Origin of the sequence: Streptomyces sp. NPDC056224 (assembly GCF_042267665.1) — a bacterium.
In the GTDB taxonomy this organism is placed as follows: domain Bacteria; phylum Actinomycetota; class Actinomycetes; order Streptomycetales; family Streptomycetaceae; genus Streptomyces.
In genome coordinates, this window is the sequence record NZ_JBHJTK010000023.1 from 87,525 (window position 1) to 109,215 (window position 21,691).

17 protein-coding genes are annotated in these 21,691 nt (G+C 71.9%); 11 read left to right on the top strand and 6 right to left on the bottom strand.

What is annotated here, in order from left to right:
- Positions 1 to 48 precede the first annotated feature (48 nt).
- Positions 49 to 357 carry a co-chaperone GroES gene (gene groES / locus ACFCZ1_RS24600; protein ID WP_030230757.1) on the top strand — a complete coding sequence of 103 codons (309 nt, stop codon included), beginning with the start codon at positions 49 to 51 and terminating at the stop codon, positions 355 to 357.
- Positions 358 to 493: 136 nt separating this feature from the next.
- Positions 494 to 2,122, top strand: a complete 1,629-nt coding sequence (groL, locus tag ACFCZ1_RS24605; protein ID WP_376680417.1) for a chaperonin GroEL — start codon at positions 494 to 496, stop codon at positions 2,120 to 2,122.
- Between the two features lie 66 nt (positions 2,123 to 2,188).
- On the opposite strand, the gene ACFCZ1_RS24610 is transcribed toward groL, so the two are convergent.
- The 3 genes from ACFCZ1_RS24610 to ACFCZ1_RS24620 form a co-directional block, all read right to left on the bottom strand.
- Positions 2,189 to 2,878 (bottom strand): ester cyclase, encoded by a 690-nt coding sequence (locus ACFCZ1_RS24610; protein WP_376680418.1) that lies wholly within the window; start codon positions 2,876 to 2,878, stop codon positions 2,189 to 2,191.
- 90 nt (positions 2,879 to 2,968) lie between these two features.
- The gene (locus ACFCZ1_RS24615; protein WP_376680419.1) at positions 2,969 to 3,742 is read right to left on the bottom strand and encodes an SDR family NAD(P)-dependent oxidoreductase; all 774 of its coding nucleotides are present in this window, start codon (positions 3,740 to 3,742) and stop codon (positions 2,969 to 2,971) included.
- Between the two features lie 31 nt (positions 3,743 to 3,773).
- Positions 3,774 to 4,460, bottom strand: a complete 687-nt coding sequence (locus ACFCZ1_RS24620) for an MOSC domain-containing protein (protein WP_376680434.1) — start codon at positions 4,458 to 4,460, stop codon at positions 3,774 to 3,776.
- An 89-nt stretch (positions 4,461 to 4,549) separates the two neighbouring features.
- On the opposite strand from ACFCZ1_RS24620, the gene ACFCZ1_RS24625 reads away from it, so the two are divergent.
- Positions 4,550 to 5,458, top strand: a complete 909-nt coding sequence (locus ACFCZ1_RS24625) for a LysR family transcriptional regulator (RefSeq protein ID WP_376680420.1) — start codon at positions 4,550 to 4,552, stop codon at positions 5,456 to 5,458.
- A 144-nt stretch (positions 5,459 to 5,602) separates the two neighbouring features.
- Here ACFCZ1_RS24625 and ACFCZ1_RS24630 read toward each other — a convergent pair whose 3' ends face one another.
- A complete protein-coding gene (locus tag ACFCZ1_RS24630) occupies positions 5,603 to 5,929 on the bottom strand; it encodes a WhiB family transcriptional regulator (protein ID WP_362582926.1) in 327 nt (108 codons plus the stop codon).
- A 379-nt stretch (positions 5,930 to 6,308) separates the two neighbouring features.
- On the opposite strand from ACFCZ1_RS24630, the gene ACFCZ1_RS24635 reads away from it, so the two are divergent.
- The 4 genes from ACFCZ1_RS24635 (at position 6,309) to ACFCZ1_RS24650 (ending at position 10,734) form a co-directional block, all read left to right on the top strand.
- Positions 6,309 to 6,920, top strand: a complete 612-nt coding sequence (locus ACFCZ1_RS24635) for a response regulator transcription factor (RefSeq protein ID WP_003948568.1) — start codon at positions 6,309 to 6,311, stop codon at positions 6,918 to 6,920.
- A gap of 278 nt (positions 6,921 to 7,198) precedes the next feature.
- Positions 7,199 to 7,828 (top strand): sigma-70 family RNA polymerase sigma factor, encoded by a 630-nt coding sequence (locus tag ACFCZ1_RS24640; RefSeq protein WP_376680421.1) that lies wholly within the window; start codon positions 7,199 to 7,201, stop codon positions 7,826 to 7,828.
- 137 nt (positions 7,829 to 7,965) lie between these two features.
- On the top strand, positions 7,966 to 9,465 hold the full coding sequence (guaB, locus tag ACFCZ1_RS24645; RefSeq protein WP_376680422.1) for an IMP dehydrogenase: 1,500 nt from the start codon (positions 7,966 to 7,968) through the stop codon (positions 9,463 to 9,465).
- Positions 9,466 to 9,609: 144 nt separating this feature from the next.
- Entirely contained in the window at positions 9,610 to 10,734 is a 1,125-nt protein-coding gene (locus ACFCZ1_RS24650) for a GuaB3 family IMP dehydrogenase-related protein (protein ID WP_376680423.1), read from the top strand.
- A 79-nt stretch (positions 10,735 to 10,813) separates the two neighbouring features.
- Here the strand turns inward: ACFCZ1_RS24650 and ACFCZ1_RS24655 are convergent, their stop codons facing one another.
- Both ACFCZ1_RS24655 and ACFCZ1_RS24660 read right to left on the bottom strand, forming a co-directional pair.
- On the bottom strand, positions 10,814 to 11,287 hold the full coding sequence (locus ACFCZ1_RS24655; RefSeq protein WP_376680424.1) for a hypothetical protein: 474 nt from the start codon (positions 11,285 to 11,287) through the stop codon (positions 10,814 to 10,816).
- A 117-nt stretch (positions 11,288 to 11,404) separates the two neighbouring features.
- Positions 11,405 to 12,634, bottom strand: coding sequence for a nucleotide sugar dehydrogenase (locus tag ACFCZ1_RS24660; protein WP_376680425.1), 1,230 nt, complete (start codon positions 12,632 to 12,634; stop codon positions 11,405 to 11,407).
- Between the two features lie 256 nt (positions 12,635 to 12,890).
- On the opposite strand from ACFCZ1_RS24660, the gene ACFCZ1_RS24665 reads away from it, so the two are divergent.
- The 4 genes from ACFCZ1_RS24665 (at position 12,891) to ACFCZ1_RS24680 (ending at position 21,609) form a co-directional block, all read left to right on the top strand.
- The gene (locus tag ACFCZ1_RS24665) at positions 12,891 to 14,597 is read left to right on the top strand and encodes a glycerol-3-phosphate dehydrogenase/oxidase (RefSeq protein ID WP_376680426.1); all 1,707 of its coding nucleotides are present in this window, start codon (positions 12,891 to 12,893) and stop codon (positions 14,595 to 14,597) included.
- A gap of 272 nt (positions 14,598 to 14,869) precedes the next feature.
- Complete coding sequence (locus ACFCZ1_RS24670) at positions 14,870 to 17,158, top strand: serine/threonine-protein kinase (protein WP_376680427.1); 2,289 nt, start codon at positions 14,870 to 14,872, stop codon at positions 17,156 to 17,158.
- 78 nt (positions 17,159 to 17,236) lie between these two features.
- On the top strand, positions 17,237 to 19,813 hold the full coding sequence (locus ACFCZ1_RS24675) for a protein kinase (RefSeq protein ID WP_376680428.1): 2,577 nt from the start codon (positions 17,237 to 17,239) through the stop codon (positions 19,811 to 19,813).
- Between the two features lie 125 nt (positions 19,814 to 19,938).
- Positions 19,939 to 21,609, top strand: coding sequence for a serine/threonine-protein kinase (locus tag ACFCZ1_RS24680; protein ID WP_376680429.1), 1,671 nt, complete (start codon positions 19,939 to 19,941; stop codon positions 21,607 to 21,609).
- The last annotated feature ends 82 nt before the right edge of the window (positions 21,610 to 21,691 follow it).

The following is a 21,691-nucleotide window of genomic DNA, read 5'->3' on the forward strand; positions in this document are numbered from 1 at the left end:
GCCACCTCAGACAGTTAACCCCGGATCTCCGAAGGGGGAGGTCGGATCGTGACGACCGCCAGCTCCAAGGTTGCCATCAAGCCGCTCGAGGACCGCATCGTGGTCCAGCCGCTCGACGCCGAGCAGACCACGGCCTCCGGCCTGGTCATCCCGGACACCGCGAAGGAGAAGCCCCAGGAGGGCGTCGTCCTCGCCGTGGGCCCGGGCCGGTTCGAGGACGGCCAGCGTCTCCCGCTGGACGTCAGCGTCGGCGACATCGTGCTGTACAGCAAGTACGGCGGCACCGAAGTGAAGTACAGCGGCGAGGAGTACCTCGTCCTCTCGGCTCGCGACGTGCTCGCGATCGTCGAGAAGTAATTCGCTTCCAGTTTTGATTTGAGCTGCGCCCCTGGTCACCCTGCTGATGCCGGGCGGCGAGGGGCGTAGTTCGTTCTAGGCGGTGGAGGTCGCGGTGAGCGGCCGAGGATCGCAACGAGAGGACTGAACCGCTCCCATGCCGAAGATCCTGAAGTTCGACGAGGACGCCCGTCGCGCCCTCGAGCGCGGCGTCAACAAGCTTGCCGACACGGTCAAGGTGACGATCGGCCCCAAGGGCCGCAACGTCGTCATCGACAAGAAGTTCGGCGCGCCGACCATCACCAACGACGGTGTCACCATCGCCCGCGAGGTCGAGCTGGACGACCCGTACGAGAACCTGGGCGCGCAGCTCGTGAAGGAGGTGGCGACCAAGACCAACGACATCGCGGGTGACGGCACCACCACCGCCACCGTGCTGGCCCAGGCGCTGGTCCGCGAGGGTCTGCGCAACGTCGCCGCGGGCGCGTCCCCGGCCGCCCTGAAGAAGGGCATCGACGCCGCGGTCAAGGCCGTCTCCGAGGAGCTCCTCGCGACCGCCCGCCCGATCGAGGACAAGTCCGACATCGCCGCCGTGGCCGCGCTCTCCGCGCAGGACCAGCAGGTCGGCGAGCTCATCGCCGAGGCGATGGACAAGGTCGGCAAGGACGGTGTCATCACCGTCGAGGAGTCCAACACCTTCGGCCTGGAGCTGGAGTTCACCGAGGGCATGGCCTTCGACAAGGGCTACCTCTCGCCGTACATGGTCTCCGACCAGGAGCGTATGGAGGCCGTCCTCGACGACCCGTACATCCTGATCAACCAGGGCAAGATCTCCTCGATCCAGGACCTGCTGCCGCTGCTGGAGAAGGTCATCCAGGCCGGCGCCTCCAAGCCGCTGCTGATCATCGCCGAGGACGTCGAGGGCGAGGCGCTCTCCACCCTCGTCGTCAACAAGATCCGCGGCACCTTCAACGCGGTCGCCGTCAAGGCCCCCGGCTTCGGTGACCGTCGCAAGGCGATGCTCCAGGACATGGCCACCCTCACCGGTGCCACCGTCATCGCCGAGGAGGTCGGCCTCAAGCTCGACCAGGCCGGTCTGGACGTACTGGGCACCGCCCGCCGCGTCACGATCTCCAAGGACGACACGACCATCGTCGACGGTGGCGGCAGCCACGAGGAAGTCGTCGGCCGGGTCAACCAGATCAAGGCCGAGATCGAGTCCACGGACTCCGACTGGGACCGCGAGAAGCTGCAGGAGCGTCTGGCGAAGCTCGCCGGCGGCGTCTGCGTCATCAAGGTCGGCGCCGCCACCGAGGTGGAGCTCAAGGAGAAGAAGCACCGCCTCGAGGACGCCATCTCGGCGACCCGCGCCGCGGTCGAGGAGGGCATCGTCTCCGGCGGTGGCTCCGCGCTCGTCCACGCCGTCAAGGTGCTCGAGGGCAACCTCGGCCTGACCGGCGACGAGGCCACCGGTGTCGCGGTCGTGCGCCGCGCCGCCGTCGAGCCGCTGCGCTGGATCGCCGAGAACGCCGGTCTCGAGGGTTACGTCATCACCTCGAAGGTCGCCGAGCTCGACAAGGGCCAGGGCTTCAACGCCGCCTCCGGCGAGTACGGCGACCTGGTCAAGGCCGGCGTCATCGACCCGGTCAAGGTCACCCGCTCCGCGCTGGAGAACGCCGCTTCCATCGCCTCCCTGCTGCTCACGACCGAGACCCTGGTCGTCGAGAAGCCGGCTGAGGAAGAGGGCGACGCGGGCCACGGCCACGGTCACGGCCACAGCCACTGATCGCGCTCCACACCAGGAAGGCCCCGTTCCGCATCGGCGGAACGGGGCTTTCCCGTATGCACGGGGCTACATCGCGCCCATTTGGCGCATCAGGCCCATGGCGTCGTAGTGCCACCAGCCTTCCTTGATCATGCCGTCCTCGCACCGGAAGACCGTCGTGCCGGTCATCGTGCAGGTCTTGCCGGTGGGGGCGACGCCCATGAACTCGCCCTTGTGCTTGCCGGTCCAGGTCCACAGCGTGGTGACGTAGTCGTCCTGTGCCGTCTGGGCGTCCTGCGTGAAGGTGAAGTCGAAGCCGGACCGCCACATCTCCATGTCCTCGCGGATGCCCGCCCGACCGATCTTGTCCTCGGGGTTGCTGATGTCGTGGTCGTGGTAGTCCGACGCGAAGATCTCTTCGATGACGGACATGTCACCCTTCATCGCGATCTCGTCGTACATCCGGTTCACCAGCACCGTGTTGAGGTGCTCGTCCCGGACCACGTCCAGGTTGGTGAAGCTCGGCATCCCGTCGCAGAGGGCCATCATCTCCTGGAACATCTTGTCGGTTTCCGGAAGGTGAGAGTTCTTCATGGCCTCTTCGTACGAGGGGAATTCGACCACGTCCACGTAGTGGTTCTCGTTCTCGCGGTCCTTGCCCACGATGCTGTGGGTGACAGTGCGCCTGCCCTGGCTCTGCGAGACGTACCGGTCCAGCAGCTGATTGAGGTCATCCTGCCGACTGGTCTTGTAATCGATTATCTGTACGAATGTCATGGCGGTCTCCCGGGCTTGGTCGGACATGTCCAGTTTAGGGAGATTTCGCCTAGTCGGCCGGTTTACTGGTGAGTACTGGGTGTACGGGCGTTACTGGGGACCGTACTTGCGGCCCGTACGCGAGGAGACGCCGCCCAGCAGCCCGCGCGGCGTCAGCTTCACCACGGCCATCAGTGCCTTGTACCGCGGGTCCGGGATCGACACCGTCCTGCCCCGCGCCAGGTCGTCCAGCGCGGTGGCCACCAGCTTGTCGGCGTCGAGCCACATCCAGCCGGGGATGTTGTCCGTGCCCATGCCGGCGCGCTGGTGGAACTCCGTCCGGACGAAGCCGGGGCACAGCGCCATCAGCCGGACCCCGGATCCCGCCAGGTCCTTCGCCGCGCCCTGGGTGAACTGCACGACCCACGCCTTGCTCGCCCCGTACGTACCGCGCGGGACGAAGGCGGCCACCGAGGCGACGTTGATCACGCCGCCGCGGCCGCGCGTGCGCATCGACGCGGTGGCCGCCGAGGTCAGCCGCAGGACCGCCTCGACGTGCACCTTCAGCATGGTCAGCTCGTCGGCCATGGAGACTTCCAGGTAGCGGCCCTTGTTGCCGAAGCCGGCATTGTTGACCAGGAGGTCCACCGGGTGGGTGCGGTCGCCGAGGCGCTGCTCGACGGCCGCGATGCCCTTCTCGGTGGCCAGGTCCGCGGCCAGCACCTCGGCCTCGATGCCGTGCCGGTCGTGCAGCTCGGTGGCCTGCTCGCCCAGCCGCTTGGTGTCGCGCGCCACCAGCACGAGGTTGTGGCCCTGGGCGGCGAGGCGCCTGGCGAAGGCGGCACCGATGCCCGCCGTGGATCCCGTAATCAACGCAGTCGTCATAGGCGCAACCTAGCCGCCCCGGGTGTCGGTTCTACTTCGCCCCGGCCCCGGTCCCGTACTTCTCCACGTACCGGCGCACGGTCTCGTGACCTTGCGGTTCCATTGCCGGGCCCGCGGCCAGGGTGCGCGGCAGCAGCGCGCGCTCCGTGGTGAAGGCGCGGAACCAGAATTCGACCGTCACCTCGTGGTCCGCGCGGTGGACGACCTCTATGGCGTCGCCGGGCGAGACCGAGCCCTCCTCGACCACCCGCAGGTACGCGCCCGGCCGCGCCGCCTGGGTGAACCGCCTGACCCAGGCGCTCTCGCCGAGGACCCCCTGGAAGGTCCGGCACGGGATGCGGGCCGAGGCGACTTCGAGGAGCAGGTCGGGGCCGACCCGCCAGCGGTCGCCGAGGCGCGCGTCGTTCAGGTCGATGCCGGAGGTGGTGAAGTTCTCGCCGAAGATCCCGCCGGGCAACTCGCGGCCCAGCTCGGCCTCCCAGTGGTCCAGGTCCTCGCGCGCGTACGCGTAGACGGCCTGGTGGTCGCCACCGTGGTGGCGGCGGTCGCACACGGCGTCGCCCTCCAGACCGCTGCCGAGGCCGGTGGCCCGCGGGCCCGGGGCGAAGACGCGGACCGGCCCGGGGACCGGGCGCTTGCCGTGGCCCGTCACCCCGCCCTCCGCGTCGGTGTAGTCGACGGCTTCGGCGCGGCCGACGTTCACGGAGATCAGATGCATGCGACCCATGCGCACACGCTAACCGAGCCCACCCCAAAGAGTCACGGGGGTATTCGCGCGACGGTCAAAGAAGGGCTTATGCTCGAAAGGTGATCGAGGCACGTCATCTCCGGGTTCTGCGCGCCGTCGCCGGGACCGGGTCCTTCTCCGCCGCCGCCCGCGAGCTCGGCTGCACCCAGCCCGCCGTCTCCCAGCAGATGAAGGCGCTGGAGCAGTCGGCCGGCACCCCGCTGCTCATCCGCACCGGCCGCGAGATGCGGCTGACCCAGGCCGGTGAGGCCCTGGTCCGGCATGCCGCGGGGATCCTGGCCGGGCTGACCGCCGCCGAGGAGGAGGTCGCGGCCATCGCCGGGCTGCGCGCGGGCCGGGTCAGGCTGGTGTCCTTCCCCAGCGGAAGTTCCACGCTGGTGCCGACCGCGCTCGCCGCGATGCGCGCCGCGCACCCGGGCACCCGGATCTCCCTGGTCGAGGCCGAACCGCCGCGCTCGGTGGAGATGCTGCGCGAGGGCGACTGCGACCTGGCGCTCGCCTTCCGGTACGGCGGAGACGGTGACGGACGGGCCTCCGCGGCGGAGTGGGAGGACCTGGTGGTGCGCCCGCTCCTGACCGACCGGCTCGTCGGGCTGGTCCCCGAGGGGCACCGGCTGGCCGGGGCGGAGCGCGTGGGCATGGCGGACCTGGCCGACGAGCCCTGGATCGCGGGCTGTCCGCGCTGCCGCCGCCACCTGGTGGAGGTGTGCGAGGGCGCGGGCTTCACCCCGCGGATCGACTTCGCGACCGACGACTACCCGGCGGTGGTCGGCCTGGTCGGCGCCGGGCTGGGCGTCGCGGTGCTGCCGGAGCTCGCGGTGGAGTCCGTCCGGGCCAAGGGCGTGAGCACGGTGGCCGTGGAGCCGGCCGTCGAGCGGGAGGTCGTGGCGCTGACCCTGCCCGACCTGGCCAGGGTTCCGGCGGTGGCCGCGACCCTGGCCGAGCTGGAGCGGGCCGCCGCGCGCTGACCGCACCCGTGGCGTCGGGTACGGCCGGACGCGTGACGCCGCGCGCGGGACTGCGACACGCCCGGTGACGGCAGCGGTCGGAAAGACGCGCGGAAAGACGCGCGGAAAGCTGCAGCAACGTTCCTTCGGACGTTTGTACTCGGATCAGTGCGGCGGGATCGGTCCGATCGCGCTGGAGGCGGGGATCAGGCGATGCCGGGCGCGGCCCATCAGTTCCTCGCGTTCGTCCTCGGTGAGCCCTCCCCAGACCCCGTAGGGCTCGCGGACGGCGAGTGCGTGCGCGGCACACTCCGCGCGCACCGGGCATCGCATGCAGACCTCTTTAGCCGAGGCCTCGCGCGCGCTCCTCGCCGCGCCCCGCTCGCCTTCCGGGTGGAAGAAGAGGGAGCTGTCGACCCCGCGGCAGGCGGCGAGCAGCTGCCAGTCCCAGAGGTCGGCGTTCGGTCCGGGGAGCCGGGAGAAATCTGCCATTGGTAGTCCTCTTGGTGCCGGTACTGAGGCGGATACGGTCCATGTCTCCACACCTACTGTCGTAGTAGATGTAAATATGACTCATTGGGAATCTAGCCTCAGACATGTGCCAAACGGAAGGAAAGCCGCCAAATAGGGCATAGCTCCAGATGGAGGACGACCGGCTCGTGGCTCCGGCGTTGTGATCGCTTCCTCACGTAGAGTGCTGAAGGTGTCCGTCCGACCCGTAACTCTTTCGAGTGACCATCGTTGAGAGTGCGAAGGCGGTTGAACCAATAAGTTCTCGGACAGGTGTCCGGGGGCATCGACCGCACAGGTGACGATACGTACCAGCCTGGAGGCTCAAGGTGACGCGCATCAGCAGCTGCGGAGGGCGGTCATGACATCCGTCCTCGTCTGCGACGACTCCCCGCTTGCCCGAGAGGCGCTCCGTCGCGCGGTTGCCACCGTGCCCGGCGTCGAGCGTGTGACGACGGCTGCCAACGGCGAGGAAGTCCTCCGCCGCTGGGGTGCCGACCGCTCCGACCTGATTCTGATGGATGTACGGATGCCCGGGCTCGGCGGTGTGGAGACGGTCCGCCGACTGCTCTCGGCCGACCCCGGCGCCCGCATCATCATGCTGACGGTCGCCGAGGACCTCGACGGCGTGGCCCTCGCGGTCGCCGCCGGCGCCCGCGGCTACCTGCACAAGGACGCCTCGCGCGCCGAACTGCGGGCCACGGTCACCCAGGCCCTCGCCGACCCGACCTGGCGACTGGCCCCGCGCCGGCTCCGCTCGGCGGAGATGGGCGCGGCGCCCACCCTCACCGCCCGCGAGATCCAGGTGCTGGAGGGCATGAGCCACGGCCGGTCCAACGCGGAGATCGGGCGCGAGCTCTTCCTCTCCGAGGACACGGTCAAGACGCACGCCCGCAGGCTGTTCAAGAAGCTCGGCGCCTCGGACCGGGCGCACGCCGTGGCGCTCGGCTTCCGCTGGGGCCTGGTCCGCTGACCGGCGGGTCACGGTCCGGTCCGTGTCCCGCCGTACCCGGTGCGCACTCGGGGATTGGCGGGGCACAATCCGGGGGACGTGTCGCTTCGTGCGCGATGCCGCATCCTTGAGGGTGTGCCGCATTCTTGGAGATGTGGGGTCCTCGTCCTTGAGGACCATTCGGCCGAGCGGGAGGGGAGGGCGCAATCATGAGTTCCGGCGCACCCGCTCATAACGCTTCGATGCACGAAACCGGCCGTGGTGCCACGGAAGCTCCGGCGTCAAGGCACCATGGATTGATGCGCGACGACGAGGCCCTGGGGTCACCTGCGGCCACAGGCCCCACCGGCGCCGCCAAAGGCGGCAGTGCCGGGGCCGTCAGCGCGCTCGTACGCAGAGCGGTGGAGGGCGACGAGCAGGCCACGCACGACCTGCTCGCGTTCGTTCACCCGCTCGCCATCCGCTACTGCCGCGCCCGGCTCTCGCGGCTCCCGGGTGACGCCCGCCACTTCGTGGAGGACCTGGCGCAGGAAGTCTGCGTCGCCGTCCTGATGGCCCTGCCGCGCTACCGGGACACCGGGCGGCCCTTCGAGGCCTTCGTCTTCGCCATCGCCGCGCACAAGGTCGCCGACCTGCAGCGGGCCGCCATGCGGCACCCGGGCAGCACGGCCGTGCCGTCGGACGAGATGCCGGAGCGGCCCGACGACTCGCTGGGTCCGGAGGAGCGGGCGCTGCTCAGCAGCGACGCCGCCTGGGCCAAGAAGCTGCTGGCCAACCTCCCGGAGAACCAGCGCGAGCTCCTCGTCCTGCGGGTGGCCGTCGGGCTGACCGCCGAGGAGACCGGGCAGATGCTCGGCATGTCCCCCGGGGCGGTGCGCGTCGCCCAGCACCGGGCGCTCAGCCGGCTCCGCGCGCTCGCCGAGCAGTAGGAGGCGAGCGGGGATCTCTGGGATCTCCTCCGTAGGAAACTACGAATCTTCTCCTTGACCTTGGTCGTGGAATGAGACGCGTCGGGATCCCGTTAGCATGGACATCCGCGCTGAGCAAGACCATTTGGGAAGGTGTCATGACCGCCGACGGAGTGCCCGACAAATTCGCCACGCTCGGACTGACCTACGACGACGTGCTGCTGCTGCCGGGCGCGTCGGACATGTCGCCTGACGCGATCGACACCTCTTCCCTCATCTCCCGGAACGTGCGCGTGAACGTTCCGCTGCTGTCCGCGGCGATGGACAAGGTCACCGAGGCCCGCATGGCCATCGCGATGGCCCGTCAGGGCGGTGTGGGCGTACTGCACCGCAACCTGTCGATCGCCGACCAGGCCAACCAGGTCGACCTGGTCAAGCGCTCCGAGTCCGGCATGGTCACCGACCCGATCACGGTGCACCCGGACGCGACGCTGCGCGAGGCCGACGAGCTGTGCGCGAAGTTCCGCATCTCCGGCGTCCCGGTCACGGACGCGGCGGGCAAGCTCCTGGGCATCGTCACCAACCGCGACATGGCCTTCGAGTCGGACCGCAGCCGCCAGGTGCGCGAGGTCATGACCCCGATGCCGCTGGTCACGGGCAAGGTCGGCATCTCCGGCGTGGACGCCATGGAGCTGCTGCGCCGCCACAAGATCGAGAAGCTTCCGCTGGTCGACGACTCGGGCACCCTCAAGGGCCTCATCACGGTCAAGGACTTCGTCAAGGCCGAGAAGTACCCGAACGCCGCCAAGGACAAGGGCGGCCGGCTGCTCGTCGGCGCGGCCGTCGGCGTCGCCGGCGACGCGTACGAACGCGCCCAGGCCCTGATCGAGGCGGGCGCCGACTTCATCGTCGTCGACACCGCCCACGGCCACTCCCGCCTGGTCGGCGACATGGTCGCCAAGATCAAGTCGAACTCCTCCGTCGACGTCATCGGCGGCAACGTCGCCACCCGCGACGGCGCCCAGGCGCTGGTCGACGCCGGCTGCGACGGCATCAAGGTCGGTGTCGGCCCCGGCTCCATCTGCACCACCCGCGTGGTCGCCGGCATCGGTGTCCCGCAGGTCACCGCGATCTACGAGGCCGCGCTGGCCGCCAAGGCCGCGGGCGTCCCGGTCATCGGCGACGGCGGCCTGCAGTACTCCGGCGACATCGCGAAGGCCCTGGTCGCGGGCGCCGACACGGTGATGCTCGGCTCGCTCCTCGCGGGCTGCGAGGAGTCCCCGGGCGAGCTGCTCTTCATCAACGGCAAGCAGTTCAAGTCGTACCGCGGCATGGGCTCGCTCGGCGCGATGCAGTCCCGCGGCGACCAGCGCTCCTTCTCCAAGGACCGCTACTTCCAGGAGGGCGTGGGCGGCGACGACAAGCTCATCCCCGAGGGCATCGAGGGCCAGGTGCCCTACCGCGGCCCGCTCTCCGCGGTCGTGCACCAGCTCGTCGGCGGCCTGCGCCAGTCGATGTTCTACGTCGGCGGTCGCACGGTCCCCGAGCTGCAGGACCGGGGCCGCTTCGTCCGGATCACCTCGGCGGGCCTCAAGGAGAGCCACCCGCACGACATCCAGATGACGGTGGAAGCGCCGAACTACAGCCGCAAGGGCTGATCGCAGTGACCGCGTGAGGGGCGGGCCCGTCGGGCCCGCCCCTTCGCCGTTCCCGCGCCCGCGTCCGTACGGCGGTCATGGGAACGCGACTCTCCGGCGTTCGGGGATACTGGACGGGCAGACCCAGAGGAAAGGCCACCACACGTGACTGAGATCGAGATCGGGCGCGGCAAGCGCGGCCGCAGGGCGTACGCGTTCGACGACATCGCCATCGTCCCGAGCCGGCGTACCCGGGACCCGAAGGAGGTCTCGATCGCCTGGCAGATCGACGCGTACCGCTTCGAGCTCCCCTTCCTGGCCGCCCCCATGGACTCGGTCGTCTCCCCGCAGACCGCGATCCGCATCGGCGAGCTCGGCGGCCTCGGCGTGCTGAACCTCGAAGGCCTGTGGACCCGCTACGAGGACCCGCAGCCGCTGCTCGACGAGATCGCGGAGCTGGACGAGGAGGCCGCCACCCGCCGTCTCCAGGAGATCTACTCCGCGCCGATCCAGGCGGACCTGATCCGCCGGCGGATCAAGGAGGTGCGCGACTCGGGCGTCGTCACCGCCGCCGCGCTCTCCCCCCAGCGCACCGCCGAGTTCTCCAAGGCCGTCGTGGACGCGGGCGTGGACATCTTCGTGATCCGCGGTACCACCGTGTCGGCGGAGCACGTCTCCGGCGCCGCCGAGCCGCTGAACCTGAAGCAGTTCATCTACGAGCTCGACGTCCCGGTCATCGTGGGCGGCTGCGCCACCTACACCGCGGCCCTGCACCTGATGCGCACCGGCGCCGCGGGTGTCCTGGTCGGCTTCGGCGGCGGCGCCGCGCACACCACGCGCAACGTGCTCGGCATCCAGGTCCCGATGGCGACCGCCGTCGCGGACGTGGCCGCGGCCCGCCGCGACTACATGGACGAGTCCGGCGGCCGGTACGTGCACGTCATCGCCGACGGCGGCGTGGGCTGGTCGGGCGACATCCCGAAGGCCGTCGCCTGCGGCGCGGACGCCGTGATGATGGGCTCCCCGCTGGCCCGTGCCACCGACGCGCCCGGCAAGGGCAACCACTGGGGCATGGAGGCCGTCCACGAGGACGTGCCGCGCGGCAAGAAGGTCGACCTGGGCACGGTCGGCACCACCGAGGAGATCCTCACCGGCCCGTCGCACTCCCCGGACGGTTCGATGAACATCTTCGGCGCGCTGCGCCGCTCGATGGCCACCACCGGCTACAGCGAGCTCAAGGAGTTCCAGCGGGTCGAGGTCACGGTCGCGGACTCGCAGCACAGCCGCTGACCGCTCTTTTCCGTACGTACGCCGGAGGGCCGGCACCCCACACGGGGTGCCGGCCCTCCGGCGCGTACGGGGTGTCCGGTCAGTTGGCGGCCTTGCGGGCCGTCTGGAACGCGGCGTAGCCGCCGATGGCGAGGAAGAGGAAGGTCATCGGGGTGGACACTTCCTGCCAGGCCTCGACCAGCTTGGGGACGCCGACGCCCAGGATGTCCACCGTGGTCGTGCCGAGCTCGTCCGCGATGATCCAGGCGACTCCGAAGAGCTGGCCCGCGAAGACGGCGGCCAGGCCCAGCACGACGCCGACGACCGGCAGGACCGGGTTGGAGCCGCCCAGCTTGCCGGCCGCGAGGCCGACGAGCGCGCCGACGGCCACGGCGGCGTAGCCGATCTGGTAGCCGCTGGCCCCGATGATCGCGCCGTAGACGCCGGCGGTGACGACGGCCGTGACGACGGCGGCGACGATGCCGAGGCCGATGTTGCCGCTGCGGGCCGGGGCCGGGGCGGCGGGCGCCTCGGTGACGAATTCGGACGCGGGCGGCTGGATGTTCTGGCTCACGAGTGATCCCCCCCAGGGATTCGGGCATGCGAACGCCCGGAGGGCGTAAGTGCGAGATAAGTGACGCCGCAGGCTAGCAGGCGGTCACGACATCCGTGAGGGGGATTTCCCGCGCGTTCAGAGCCGGTGGGCCGCGCCCGCCGGGCTGGCGCCGCGGGTGTCCAGGAGCAATTGGGCCTTGACCGCGAGGCCTTGCAGGTCATAGGTGCGGTGGTGCTGGAGCAGGATCGTCAGGTCCGCGTTGGCGGCGGCCTCGTACAGGGATTCGGCTCGGGGGACCGGCTGGTCCCGGACCCGCCAGCCCGCGATGAACGGGTCGTGGTAGCTGATGAGCGCCCCCAGGTCGAGCAGGCGGCTGGCGATCTCGCGGGCCGGGGAGCCCTCCTGGTCGGCGAGGTCGGGCTTGTAGGTGACGCCCAGCAGGAGGACGCGGGCGCCGCGGGCGGATTTGCCGTGCTCGTTCAGCAGGGTGGCCGAGCGCTGGATGACGTACTGCGGCATCCGGTTGTTGATCTCCTGCGCCAGGCCGACCATGCGCAGGGGGTGGCCGGGGGTACGGGTGGTGTGGGGGAGGTAGTTCGGGTCGAGCGGGACTCCGTGGCCGCCGACCCCCGGGCCGGGGCGGAAGGCCTGGAAGCCGTACGGCTTGGTCTCGGCGCAGCGGATGACGTCCCACAGGTCCACGCCGAGGTCGTGGCACAGGACGGCCATCTCGTTCATGAGGGCGATGTTGACGTGCCGGTAGTTCGTCTCCAGGAGCTGTACGGTCTCGGCCTCGCGCAGGCCGCGCGCGCGGACGACCTTCTCGGTGAGGCGGGCGTAGAAGGCGTGCGCGGACTCCGTGCAGGCGGGGGTGAGGCCGCCGATCACCTTGGGGGTGTTGGAGACGCCGTGCGTGCGGTTGCCCGGGTCGAGGCGGCTGGGGGAGTAGGCCAGGTGGAAGTCGCGGCCGGCCCGGAGCCCGGAGCCCTCTTCGAGGATCGGGCGGAGGTGGTCCTCGGTGACGCCGGGGTGGACGGCGGATTCGAGGATCACGGTGGTGTGGGGGCGCAGCCGGGCGGCGAGCGCGCGGCCGGCCTCGCCCACGGCGGACAGGTCCAGCGCGCGGTCGGCGCCGAGCTGGGTGGGCGCGCAGATGACGGCGGTGCGGACCCGGCCGAGCTCGGCGGGGTTGGTGGTGACCCGGAAGCCGGCCGCCGACATGCGGCGGATCTCGGCGGCGGTGAGGGTGGAGTCCGTGACCGGACCGCTGTCGTAGCCGACCGTCTCGATCCCGGCGGCCACGGCCGCCTGGGCGAGGGGGAGGCCGAGATGGCCGAGTCCGATGACGGCGAGGTCTGCGGGCATGGGGGTCCCGTCCCTTCCCTGACATGAGGGGGATGCGCGCGCAAGCCCTGTGGACGGGAGGAGCCCGGAGGAAGCTGGCGCAATGTCAGACTAGGCGTATATATGAAAGATATGTCGCATTCTGGGGCGGTGATCGCCGTTGTGTTGTCCACAGGCGGTGGCTGATGTGGGTGCGGGCGGTCAGAATCAGGAAACGGGGCATGTGAGCGGGATCACCCGCGCGACGCGGGAACATCCGCACCAACGGGAGGCAGCCGTGAGGACAGCGACACTGGGACCGGTGCAGCGCGCGGAGGCGCTCGCCCGGATGGCCGAGCGGGAGCTGGACGTCCTGGTCGTGGGTGCGGGGGTGGTCGGCGCCGGTACCGCGCTCGACGCGGCGACCAGAGGCCTGTCGACCGGGCTGGTGGAAGCGCGCGACTGGGCGTCCGGCACGTCGAGCAGGTCGAGCAAGCTCGTCCACGGCGGCCTGCGGTATCTGGAGATGCTCGACTTCGCCCTCGTGCGGGAGGCGCTGAAGGAGCGCGGCCTGCTGCTGGAGCGCCTCGCGCCGCACCTGGTGAAGCCCGTGCCGTTCCTCTACCCCTTGCAGCACAAGGGCTGGGAGCGGCTGTATGCGGGCTCGGGCGTCGCGCTCTACGACGCGATGTCGGTCTCCAGCGGTCACGGGCGGGGGCTGCCGGTGCACCGGCACCTGTCGCGCAAGCGCGCGCTGCGGGTGGCGCCGGCGCTGCGCAAGGACGCGCTGGTGGGGGCCCTGCAGTACTACGACGCCCAGATGGACGACGCGCGGTACGTGGCCACGCTGGTGCGGACGGCCGCGGCGTACGGGGCGCATTGCGCCAACCGGGCGAGGGTGATCGGCTTCCTGCGCGAGGGCGAGCGGGTCGTCGGGGCCCGGGTGCGGGATGTCGAGGGCGGTGGGGAGTACGAGATCCGCGCGAAGCAGATCGTGAACGCGACCGGGGTGTGGACGGATGACACCCAGGCGCTGATCGGGGAGCGCGGGCAGTTCCACGTACGGGCGTCGAAGGGCATCCACCTGGTCGTGCCGAAGGACCGGATCCATTCGAGTTCCGGGCTGATCCTGCGGACCGAGAAGTCGGTGCTGTTCGTCATCCCCTGGGGCCGGCACTGGATCGTGGGGACCACGGACACCGACTGGGACCTGGACAAGGCGCACCCGGCGGCGTCGAGCGCGGACATCGACTACCTGCTGGAGCACGTGAACTCGGTGCTGGCGGTGCCGCTGACGCGTGACGACGTGCAGGGCGTGTACGCGGGCCTGCGGCCGCTGCTGGCCGGGGAGTCGGACGCGACGAGCAAGCTGTCGCGCGAGCACACGGTGGCGCACCCGGTGCCGGGGCTGGTGGTGGTCGCGGGCGGCAAGTACACGACGTACCGGGTCATGGCGAAGGACGCGGTCGACGAGGCGGTGCACGGGCTGGACCAGCGGGTCGCGGAATGCGTGACGGAGGACGTGCCGCTGGTCGGCGCGGAGGGGTACCGGGCGCTGTGGAACGCGCGGGCGAGGACGGCTGCCCGGACGGGTCTTCACGTGGTGCGGGTGGAGCACCTGTTGAACCGGTACGGGTCGCTGACGGAGGAACTGCTGGACCTGATCGCCGCCGACCCGGGGCTGGGGGAGCCGGTGGCCGGGGCGGAGGACTACCTGCGGGCGGAGATCGTGTACGCGGCCTCGCACGAGGGGGCGCGGCACCTGGACGACGTGCTGACGCGGCGGACGCGGATCTCGATCGAGACCTTCGACCGGGGGACGAGGTCGGCCCGGGAGTGCGCGGAGTTGATGGCGCCGGTACTGGGGTGGGACGAGCAGCAGATCGAGAAGGAAGTGGAGCACTACGACAAGCGCGTCCAGGCCGAGCGGGAATCGCAGCGCCAGCCGGACGACCAGACGGCGGACGCGGCGCGGCTGGGGGCGCCCGACATCGTTCCGTTGTAAGTCCGGGATGCGGATCGGGGAACCGTGGACCCGGGGCGCCCGTCCGTTGCGGAGTGAGGAACAATGAGGGTTCTGCCGGGGCGGGTTACCGCGGACCCCGGCAGCTGCCGGGGCCGCCGGAGCGGGCGGCACGATCGCAGAGGGGACGCATGTCGAAGCCGGAGCACGGGACGCCTGCGGCGGAGCCCGAGGATGAGGGAGCTGTGGCTCCGGCTGCGTCGGCCGAGGCCGCGCCTGCTGAGGGTGCGAAGCCTGCGGCAGCGAAGCCGGGGTTGAGGAAGGCCGGGCAGGCGGCCGCGAAGCCCGCGGCCGGGGCGGAGGACGCGAAGACCGCGGCTGCGAAGCCGGGGTTGACGAAGGCCGAGCCGCAGGACGCGAAGACCGCGGCCGGGGCCGGGGCGGGGGACGCCGAGCCGGCGCCCGCGCCCGCGGCGGAGCCCGAGGGTGCCAAGTCCGAGGCCGCACCCGAGGACGCGAAGCCCAAGCCCAAGCCGGTGGCCAAGGCCGACCCGGCGAAGCCGGTCAACCCCGTGGTGGAGAAGGCCGATGCCGTGGCCGCCGAGGTCAAGGCCAGGGCCGAGGCCGCCAAGTCGGCCGCGAACGGCCAGGACAAGGGCCGGCTGCTCGCGGGCCGCTACCGGCTGGGAGCCGTGCTCGGCAAGGGCGGCATGGGTACCGTCTGGCGCGCCGAGGACGAGACCCTGGGCCGGATCGTCGCGGTCAAGGAACTCCGCTTCGGCACGGGGGTCGACGAGGACGAGAAGCGCCGTCTGATCACCCGTACCCTCCGCGAGGCCAAGGCCATCGCCCGGATCCGGAGCGGGGGCGCGGTCACCGTCTTCGACGTTGTCGACGAAGACGGCCGCCCCTGGATCGTCATGGAGCTCATCGAGGGTCCCTCGCTCGCCGAGTTCATCCGGGAGAACGGCCCGCTCACCCCGCACCGCGCCGCCGAGGTCGGCCTCGCGGTGCTCGACGTCCTGCGCGCCGCGCACGGTCAGGGCATCCTGCACCGGGACGTCAAACCGTCCAACGTGCTCATCGCCGCCAGCGGCCGCGTCGTCCTCACCGACTTCGGCATCGCGCAGGTCGAGGGCGACCCCTCCGTCACCTCCACCGGCATGCTCGTCGGCGCCCCGTCCTACATCTCCCCGGAGCGCGCCCGCGGTTACAAGCCCGGCCCGCCCGCCGACATGTGGTCGCTCGGCGGTCTGCTGTACGCAGCCGTCGAGGGCGTGCCCCCGTACGACAAGGGCTCCGCCCTCGCCACCCTCACCGCCGTGATGACCGAACCGGTGGAGCCGCCCAAGAACGCCGGCCCGCTGGCCGAGGTCATCTACGGCCTGCTCGCCAAGGATCCGGCCCAGCGCCTCGACGACGTCGGGGCGCGGGCGATGCTCACCGCCGTCGTCAACGCGCCCGAGTCCGCCCCGGCCCCCGTGGCGGCCCCGGCCGCCGAGGAGACGCGGCAGATCTCGCTCGCGGACGCCAAGGCGGCCGCGGAGCAGGCGGCCGTGGAGAAGGCCGCGGAGAAGGCCGCCGAGAAGGCGGCGAAGAAGGAACGCGAGCGGCGGGAGCGCGAGCAGCGCGAACGCGCCCGCGCCGCGCTGAAGTCGGCCCGCAAGGCGGCGGCGGTCGCCACCGCCACCACGGCCGCCTCGGCCGCAGAGGCCCCGGCGTCGTCCGAGCCCAAGCCAAGGCCCACGGCCAAGACCGCCCCGGTCATGGCCCCGCTCACCGACGTCATGCCGCGCCGCACCATCGCGCTCGCGATAGCCGCCGTCGTGGTCGTGCTCGCGGCGGTCGGCTCGCTCATCGCCTACGCCTTCAACGGCGACGACACCGACGGCCGCAAGGACGAGGGCAAGGGCGGCAAGAACACCCCGTCCGCGTCCGCCGGCCAGACCCCGGGTACGCCCCCGCAGTCCTCGCCGCAGCCTTCGGCGAAGCCCGGCGAGCAGGGCGGGGCCAACGGCAACGCCACCCCCGGCGGCCAGGACCAGGGCCAGGGCCAGCAGACCCCGGCCGCCGGCCAGGGCCAGGGCCAGGGACAAGGCCAGGGCCAGGGCCAGGGCGCGCAGCCCGGGGGACCGGGCGCCGGACTCCCCGAGGGATACGCCGTGCTGACGGAGCCGGGCTTCCACTTCTCCATGGCCATGCCCGCGGGCTTCCACCAGACGGGCACGGCCGGCGAGAACTCCGGCGGGATATACAGCCGTGACGGCGGCTTCCCGCGGATCCAGGTCGACTACACCCCCACCCCCGGTGACGACGCGCGTGGCGCCTGGCAGCGGTTGGCTCCGTCCACCGCGAGCAGCAGCAAGAACTACCGGCTGATCGGCATCAGCCCGACGACGTACCGGAACTACCCGACCGTCGCGGACTGGGAGTTCGAGCGGGAGCAGGCCGGCATCAGGGTCCGGGTGCTCAACCGCGGCTTCAGGGCGGACGCGACGCACGGCTACGCCATCATGATCAGCTGCCCCGCGGACCAGTGGGACGGACCGGAGTGCACGCAGATGCGCACCACGGCGTTCGAGACCTTCCAGATGCTCGGCTGACCTCGGGACGCGGGCGGCCCCCGCCACGTATCGTGGCAGCGGGGCCACGGGGACCCCACCGCACTCGGGGGAGGCGATGTGGAGGACTACGCGGGCCGGATCCTGGCTCACCGTTACCGTCTGCCGCTCCCGCCGTCGGACGAGTACGAACTGGCCGAGACCCGGGCCTTCGACACCCGGAGCGGGCAGGAAGTCCTGGTGCGGCAGGTGCCGTTGCCGGAGGTCGTGGACGCCGAGCTGCTGGACGGGCAGGCGGCCGTCCCGGCGGCGGGGCGCCGCGCTCCGGGCGATCTGCCGGCCGTGCGGCGCGCGATCGAGGCGGCGCAGGCCGCGGCCTCCATTCCCGACCATCCCCGGCTGGACCAGGTCTTCGACGTGTTCGCCGAGGACGGGTCGCTGTGGATAGTGAGCGAACTGGTCCCGGCCAGACCTCTGGCGGCGCTGATAGCCGATGAGCCGCTGAGCGCCTACCGGGCGGCGGAAGTGGCCTCGGACGTGCTGACCGCGCTGCGTGTGCTGCACGCGCACGGCTGGACCCACCGGAACATCACCGTGCGGACGGTGCTCGTCTGCGACGACGGGCGGGTCGTGCTGACCGGCCTCGCGGCCGGTGCGGCGGAGGAGGCCCTCTGCGGGTACGACCCCGTCCCGTCCGCCGCCGGAGCCGAGGCCTCCGGCGGCGACGCCGGGTGGGGCGGCCCGCACGCCCCGGCGGCTCGGCAGACCGGGCCGGGTGACGGCCCGGGCCGCGGAACCGGTGTGGCCGCGGGTGCCATCGGTCCCGTCGGTGACCCGGCAGGGGACCGCCCGGAGGCTTCGGCGGGTCATGGGGCCGGTCAGGAGCCGGGGGCGGGCGGTGCCGGGTACGCGTCGGCGGGTCATGGGGCCGGTCCGGAGCCGGGGGCGGGTGCCGGGTACGCGCCGCTGGTGGCTCCGGGGTACGCCACCGGGCCGCGGTACACCGATCACATCACCCCCGTACGCCCCCAGGAGCGGCCCGACGTCAACGCCGCCGCCCGCGCGGGGGCCATCGCCGCGTACCGGGCCGGGGCGCGCGCGGCCGCCGCCAAGGTCGGCGAGCAGCGCAAGGCCGAGCCCGTGGTCGTGCCGGAGCCGAGGCCGCAGGGGTCGACCCTCCCGCAGGGGTACTCGTACCCGTACGGCGGCCCGGAGACCGGCGCCGCCGCCTGGCACGGGGCCACCCCCCGCCGCCCGGCCCTGTCCCCGCCCGACCGGGAGCCCGCGCCGGATTCCGTGCCAGAGCGCGTGCCCGCGCCGGAGCCCGTGCCCGGCCCGGAGTCCGCGCCCGGCCGGGGCGGGGAGCTGGAGCCCGCGCCGGAGGCCGGGCCGCAGCCGCCCGCGCTGCCCGCCCGGCTCGCACTGCCGCAGGGCTATCGCCAGGCCGACACCGCACCGCAGCGACCGCAGGAGCAGCCGGGCCCCGGCTCGGGCACCGGTTCCGGCTGGGCCGGGCCCCGGAGCGGGCTGGACGCCGAGCGTGCGCGCCAGACGCGGATGGCCGTCGTCGGAGCCGTCACCGAACGGTGGGCCCCCGAGCAGGCCGGCCCCGTGCACGGGCACTGGCAGCTGGCGCCCCCCATCGGGCCCGCCACCGACCTCTGGGCGCTGGGCGCCCTGCTGTACCGCGCCGTCCAGGGCCACGCCCCGTACCCCGAGGACAGCGTCGCCGAACTCGTCGAGATGGTCTGCGCCGAGCCCCCCGCCTTCGCGGAGGAGTGCGGCGCGCTGCGCCCGGTCGTGGAGTCGCTGCTGCGTCAGGACCCCACCGAGCGGCCCGACTTCGAGGAGCTCCGCGGCTGGCTGCGCTCGCTCGTACGGTCCGCCCCCGAGCCCGAGGCCGGCTCCGCCGCGTTCCCGCTGCCGGAGCCGGATCCCGCGCGGCTGCCCGTCGTACGCCGCCGCGGCGAACTCCACGGACGGCACCGCAATCCCGCTGCCCCCCGGGGACCCCGCTCCCTGGGCCGGACCCTGCTCGTCGGCGTCCTGGTCCTGCTCGCCGGGGCCGTGGCGTACGCGATGCTGTTCCTGCCCCGGTCCGCCGATCAGCGGGAACAGGGCGGCGGCGGGCAGGTGACGCCCCGGCAGAGCCCGTCCCAGGTGCCCACCGGCACCCCCGAGTCCAAGCCCGCGCCCCAGACCACCACACCGCCCCCGAGCGCTCCGACGGCGGCGCCGGCTCCCGCCCCGGCCGGCTACACCACCCAGCAGGACCCGGAGCACTTCGAGATCGCGGTTCCCGACGGCTGGGAGCGCCGCGGCATCAACGAGGCGGGCCAAGTGCGCTACACCGGGGGGCAGTTCACCCTGACCGTCGTCCCCGGCCGGGACAAGGCCGAGGGAAACCCGGATCCGGCGGGGTACCAGAAGGACAAGCAGCAGGAGCTGGCCCCGTACCGGTCCTCCACCTGGTCCACCGTCGGCGACGTCAAGACCACCAAGGTCGGGCAGCAACTGCGCGCCACGGGCCGCTACACGTGGATCGACGGCACCGGCCGCAACGTCTTCGCCCGCAACTTCGTGGTCGCGCTCGGCGGCAGCTACCACGTCGTGATGGTGACGGGTCCGGAGGACGAACAGGGCAAGGTCACCGAAGTCTTCGAGAAGGCCACGGCGAGTTACAAGTCGGGGGGCTGAAGTCAGCCTGACGGGCGGTCAGTACGGCGATTGCGTCACAGTGCCGCCTTTCGGCGGCCGGGCGGTTCCGACAGCCCCCGTGGGCTCCGTAATCTGGCCTGAAGTGCAGAGAGCGGCGGGGTTTCGTGGAACAGCAGACAGGTGGGGGCGCCGTGCTGGCGGGCCGGTACCGGCTCGTCGAGCCGATCGGCCGCGGCGGCATGGGCAAGGTGTGGCGCGCGCATGACGAGCTGCTCCACAGGACCGTCGCCGTCAAGGAACTGACGGCGGGTCTGTACGTGTCCCAGGCCGACCGGGACGTCATGCACGCCCGGACGCAGAAGGAGGCCCGGGCCGCGGCCAGGATCCAGCATCCGGCGGTCGTCACCGTCCACGACGTACTGGAACACGACGACCGGCCGTGGATCGTCATGGAGTACATCGACGGACCCTCGCTCGCGGACGCGGCCAAGGCGGCCGGGCGGATCGAGCCCCGCGAGGCGGCCAGGATCGGGCTGCACGTGCTGGGCGCGCTGCGCGCCGCGCACGCGGTGGGCGTACTGCACCGGGACGTGAAACCGGGCAACGTGCTGCTCGCCAAGGACGGCCGGGTGCTGCTCACGGACTTCGGGATCGCCGCGATCGAGGGCGACTCGTCCATCACGCGCACCGGCGAGATCGTCGGCTCCATCGACTACCTGGCCCCCGAGCGGGTCACCGGCGCGACCCCCGGCACGTCCTCCGACCTGTGGTCGCTGGGTGCCACCCTGTACACGGCGGTGGAGGCCCGCTCCCCGTTCCGCCGCACCTCGCCGATCTCCAGCCTCCAGGCCGTGGTCAACGACGAACCGCCGGCGCTGCGCCAGGCGGGGCCGCTGGGGCCGGTCATCACCGCCCTGCTGCGCAAGGATCCGGCGCAGCGGCCGACGGCCGAGGACGCCGAGCGGATGCTGATCGAGGCGATGGAGGGCCGGTCGCCGAAGGCGGCGCAGGCGTACGTGCCGACGCGCGCGGTGACCTCGCAGGAGCTCGCTCCGGCCCAGGAGCGGCCGCAGGAGGCGGCCCCGCGGCGGGACGTCGCGCAGACGGCCGCGCTGCCGGAACCCTCAGGGACCGCGACCGCGACCGCTGCAGCGACCCCGGCCGCGACCCCGGCCGCGCCCGCCCAGCCGGCCCCCGGCCGGCTCAAGCGGGCGGCGGCGGTCGCCCTGGTGGCGGCGCTGCTCGGCGGCGGCGGTGTCTTCGGGGTGCTCAAGTTCACGGATGACTCCGAGAAGGGCGGCGGCTCGGACAAGAACGCGAGCGCCCCCGACCAGCAGGGCGACGAGGACGCCACGTCGTCGGACGAGGCCGATGTCGTGCCGGCCGGCTGGACCGAGGTCACCGACCCCACCGGCTTCACCCTGTTCGTCCCGGACGGCTGGACGCGCCAGATGAACGGCGACCAGATCGACTACACCCCGGACAACGGGAACCACTTCATCCGGATCGCCGCCGACCCCACCCCGGACCACGACAACCCGTACATGCACCTGCTCGACCTGGAGAAGCAGGTGCAGAAGCGGACGGACTACAAGAAGCAGTGGCTGGGCCAGAACAGCTTCCGGGACACCGCCCGGGCCGCGCTCTGGGACTTCAGCTGGACGGAGAAGCAGAACCACCCCGGTCCGCGCAGGGCCAAGGAGCAGATGTACATCGCCCCGGACGGCACGGAGTACGCCGTCTACATGTCGAGCCCGGCCGCCGACTGGGCCACGACCCAGCAACAGTTCGACATCGTGCTCAGCGGTTGGAAACCGCCTGCCAAGAAACCCTGAGAGGCCCTGAGAGGCCCTGATCCCGTCATCCTGCCAGCGATCGCTGGCAGAAATGGCAAAATCAGGTTACCGACGGGTACCC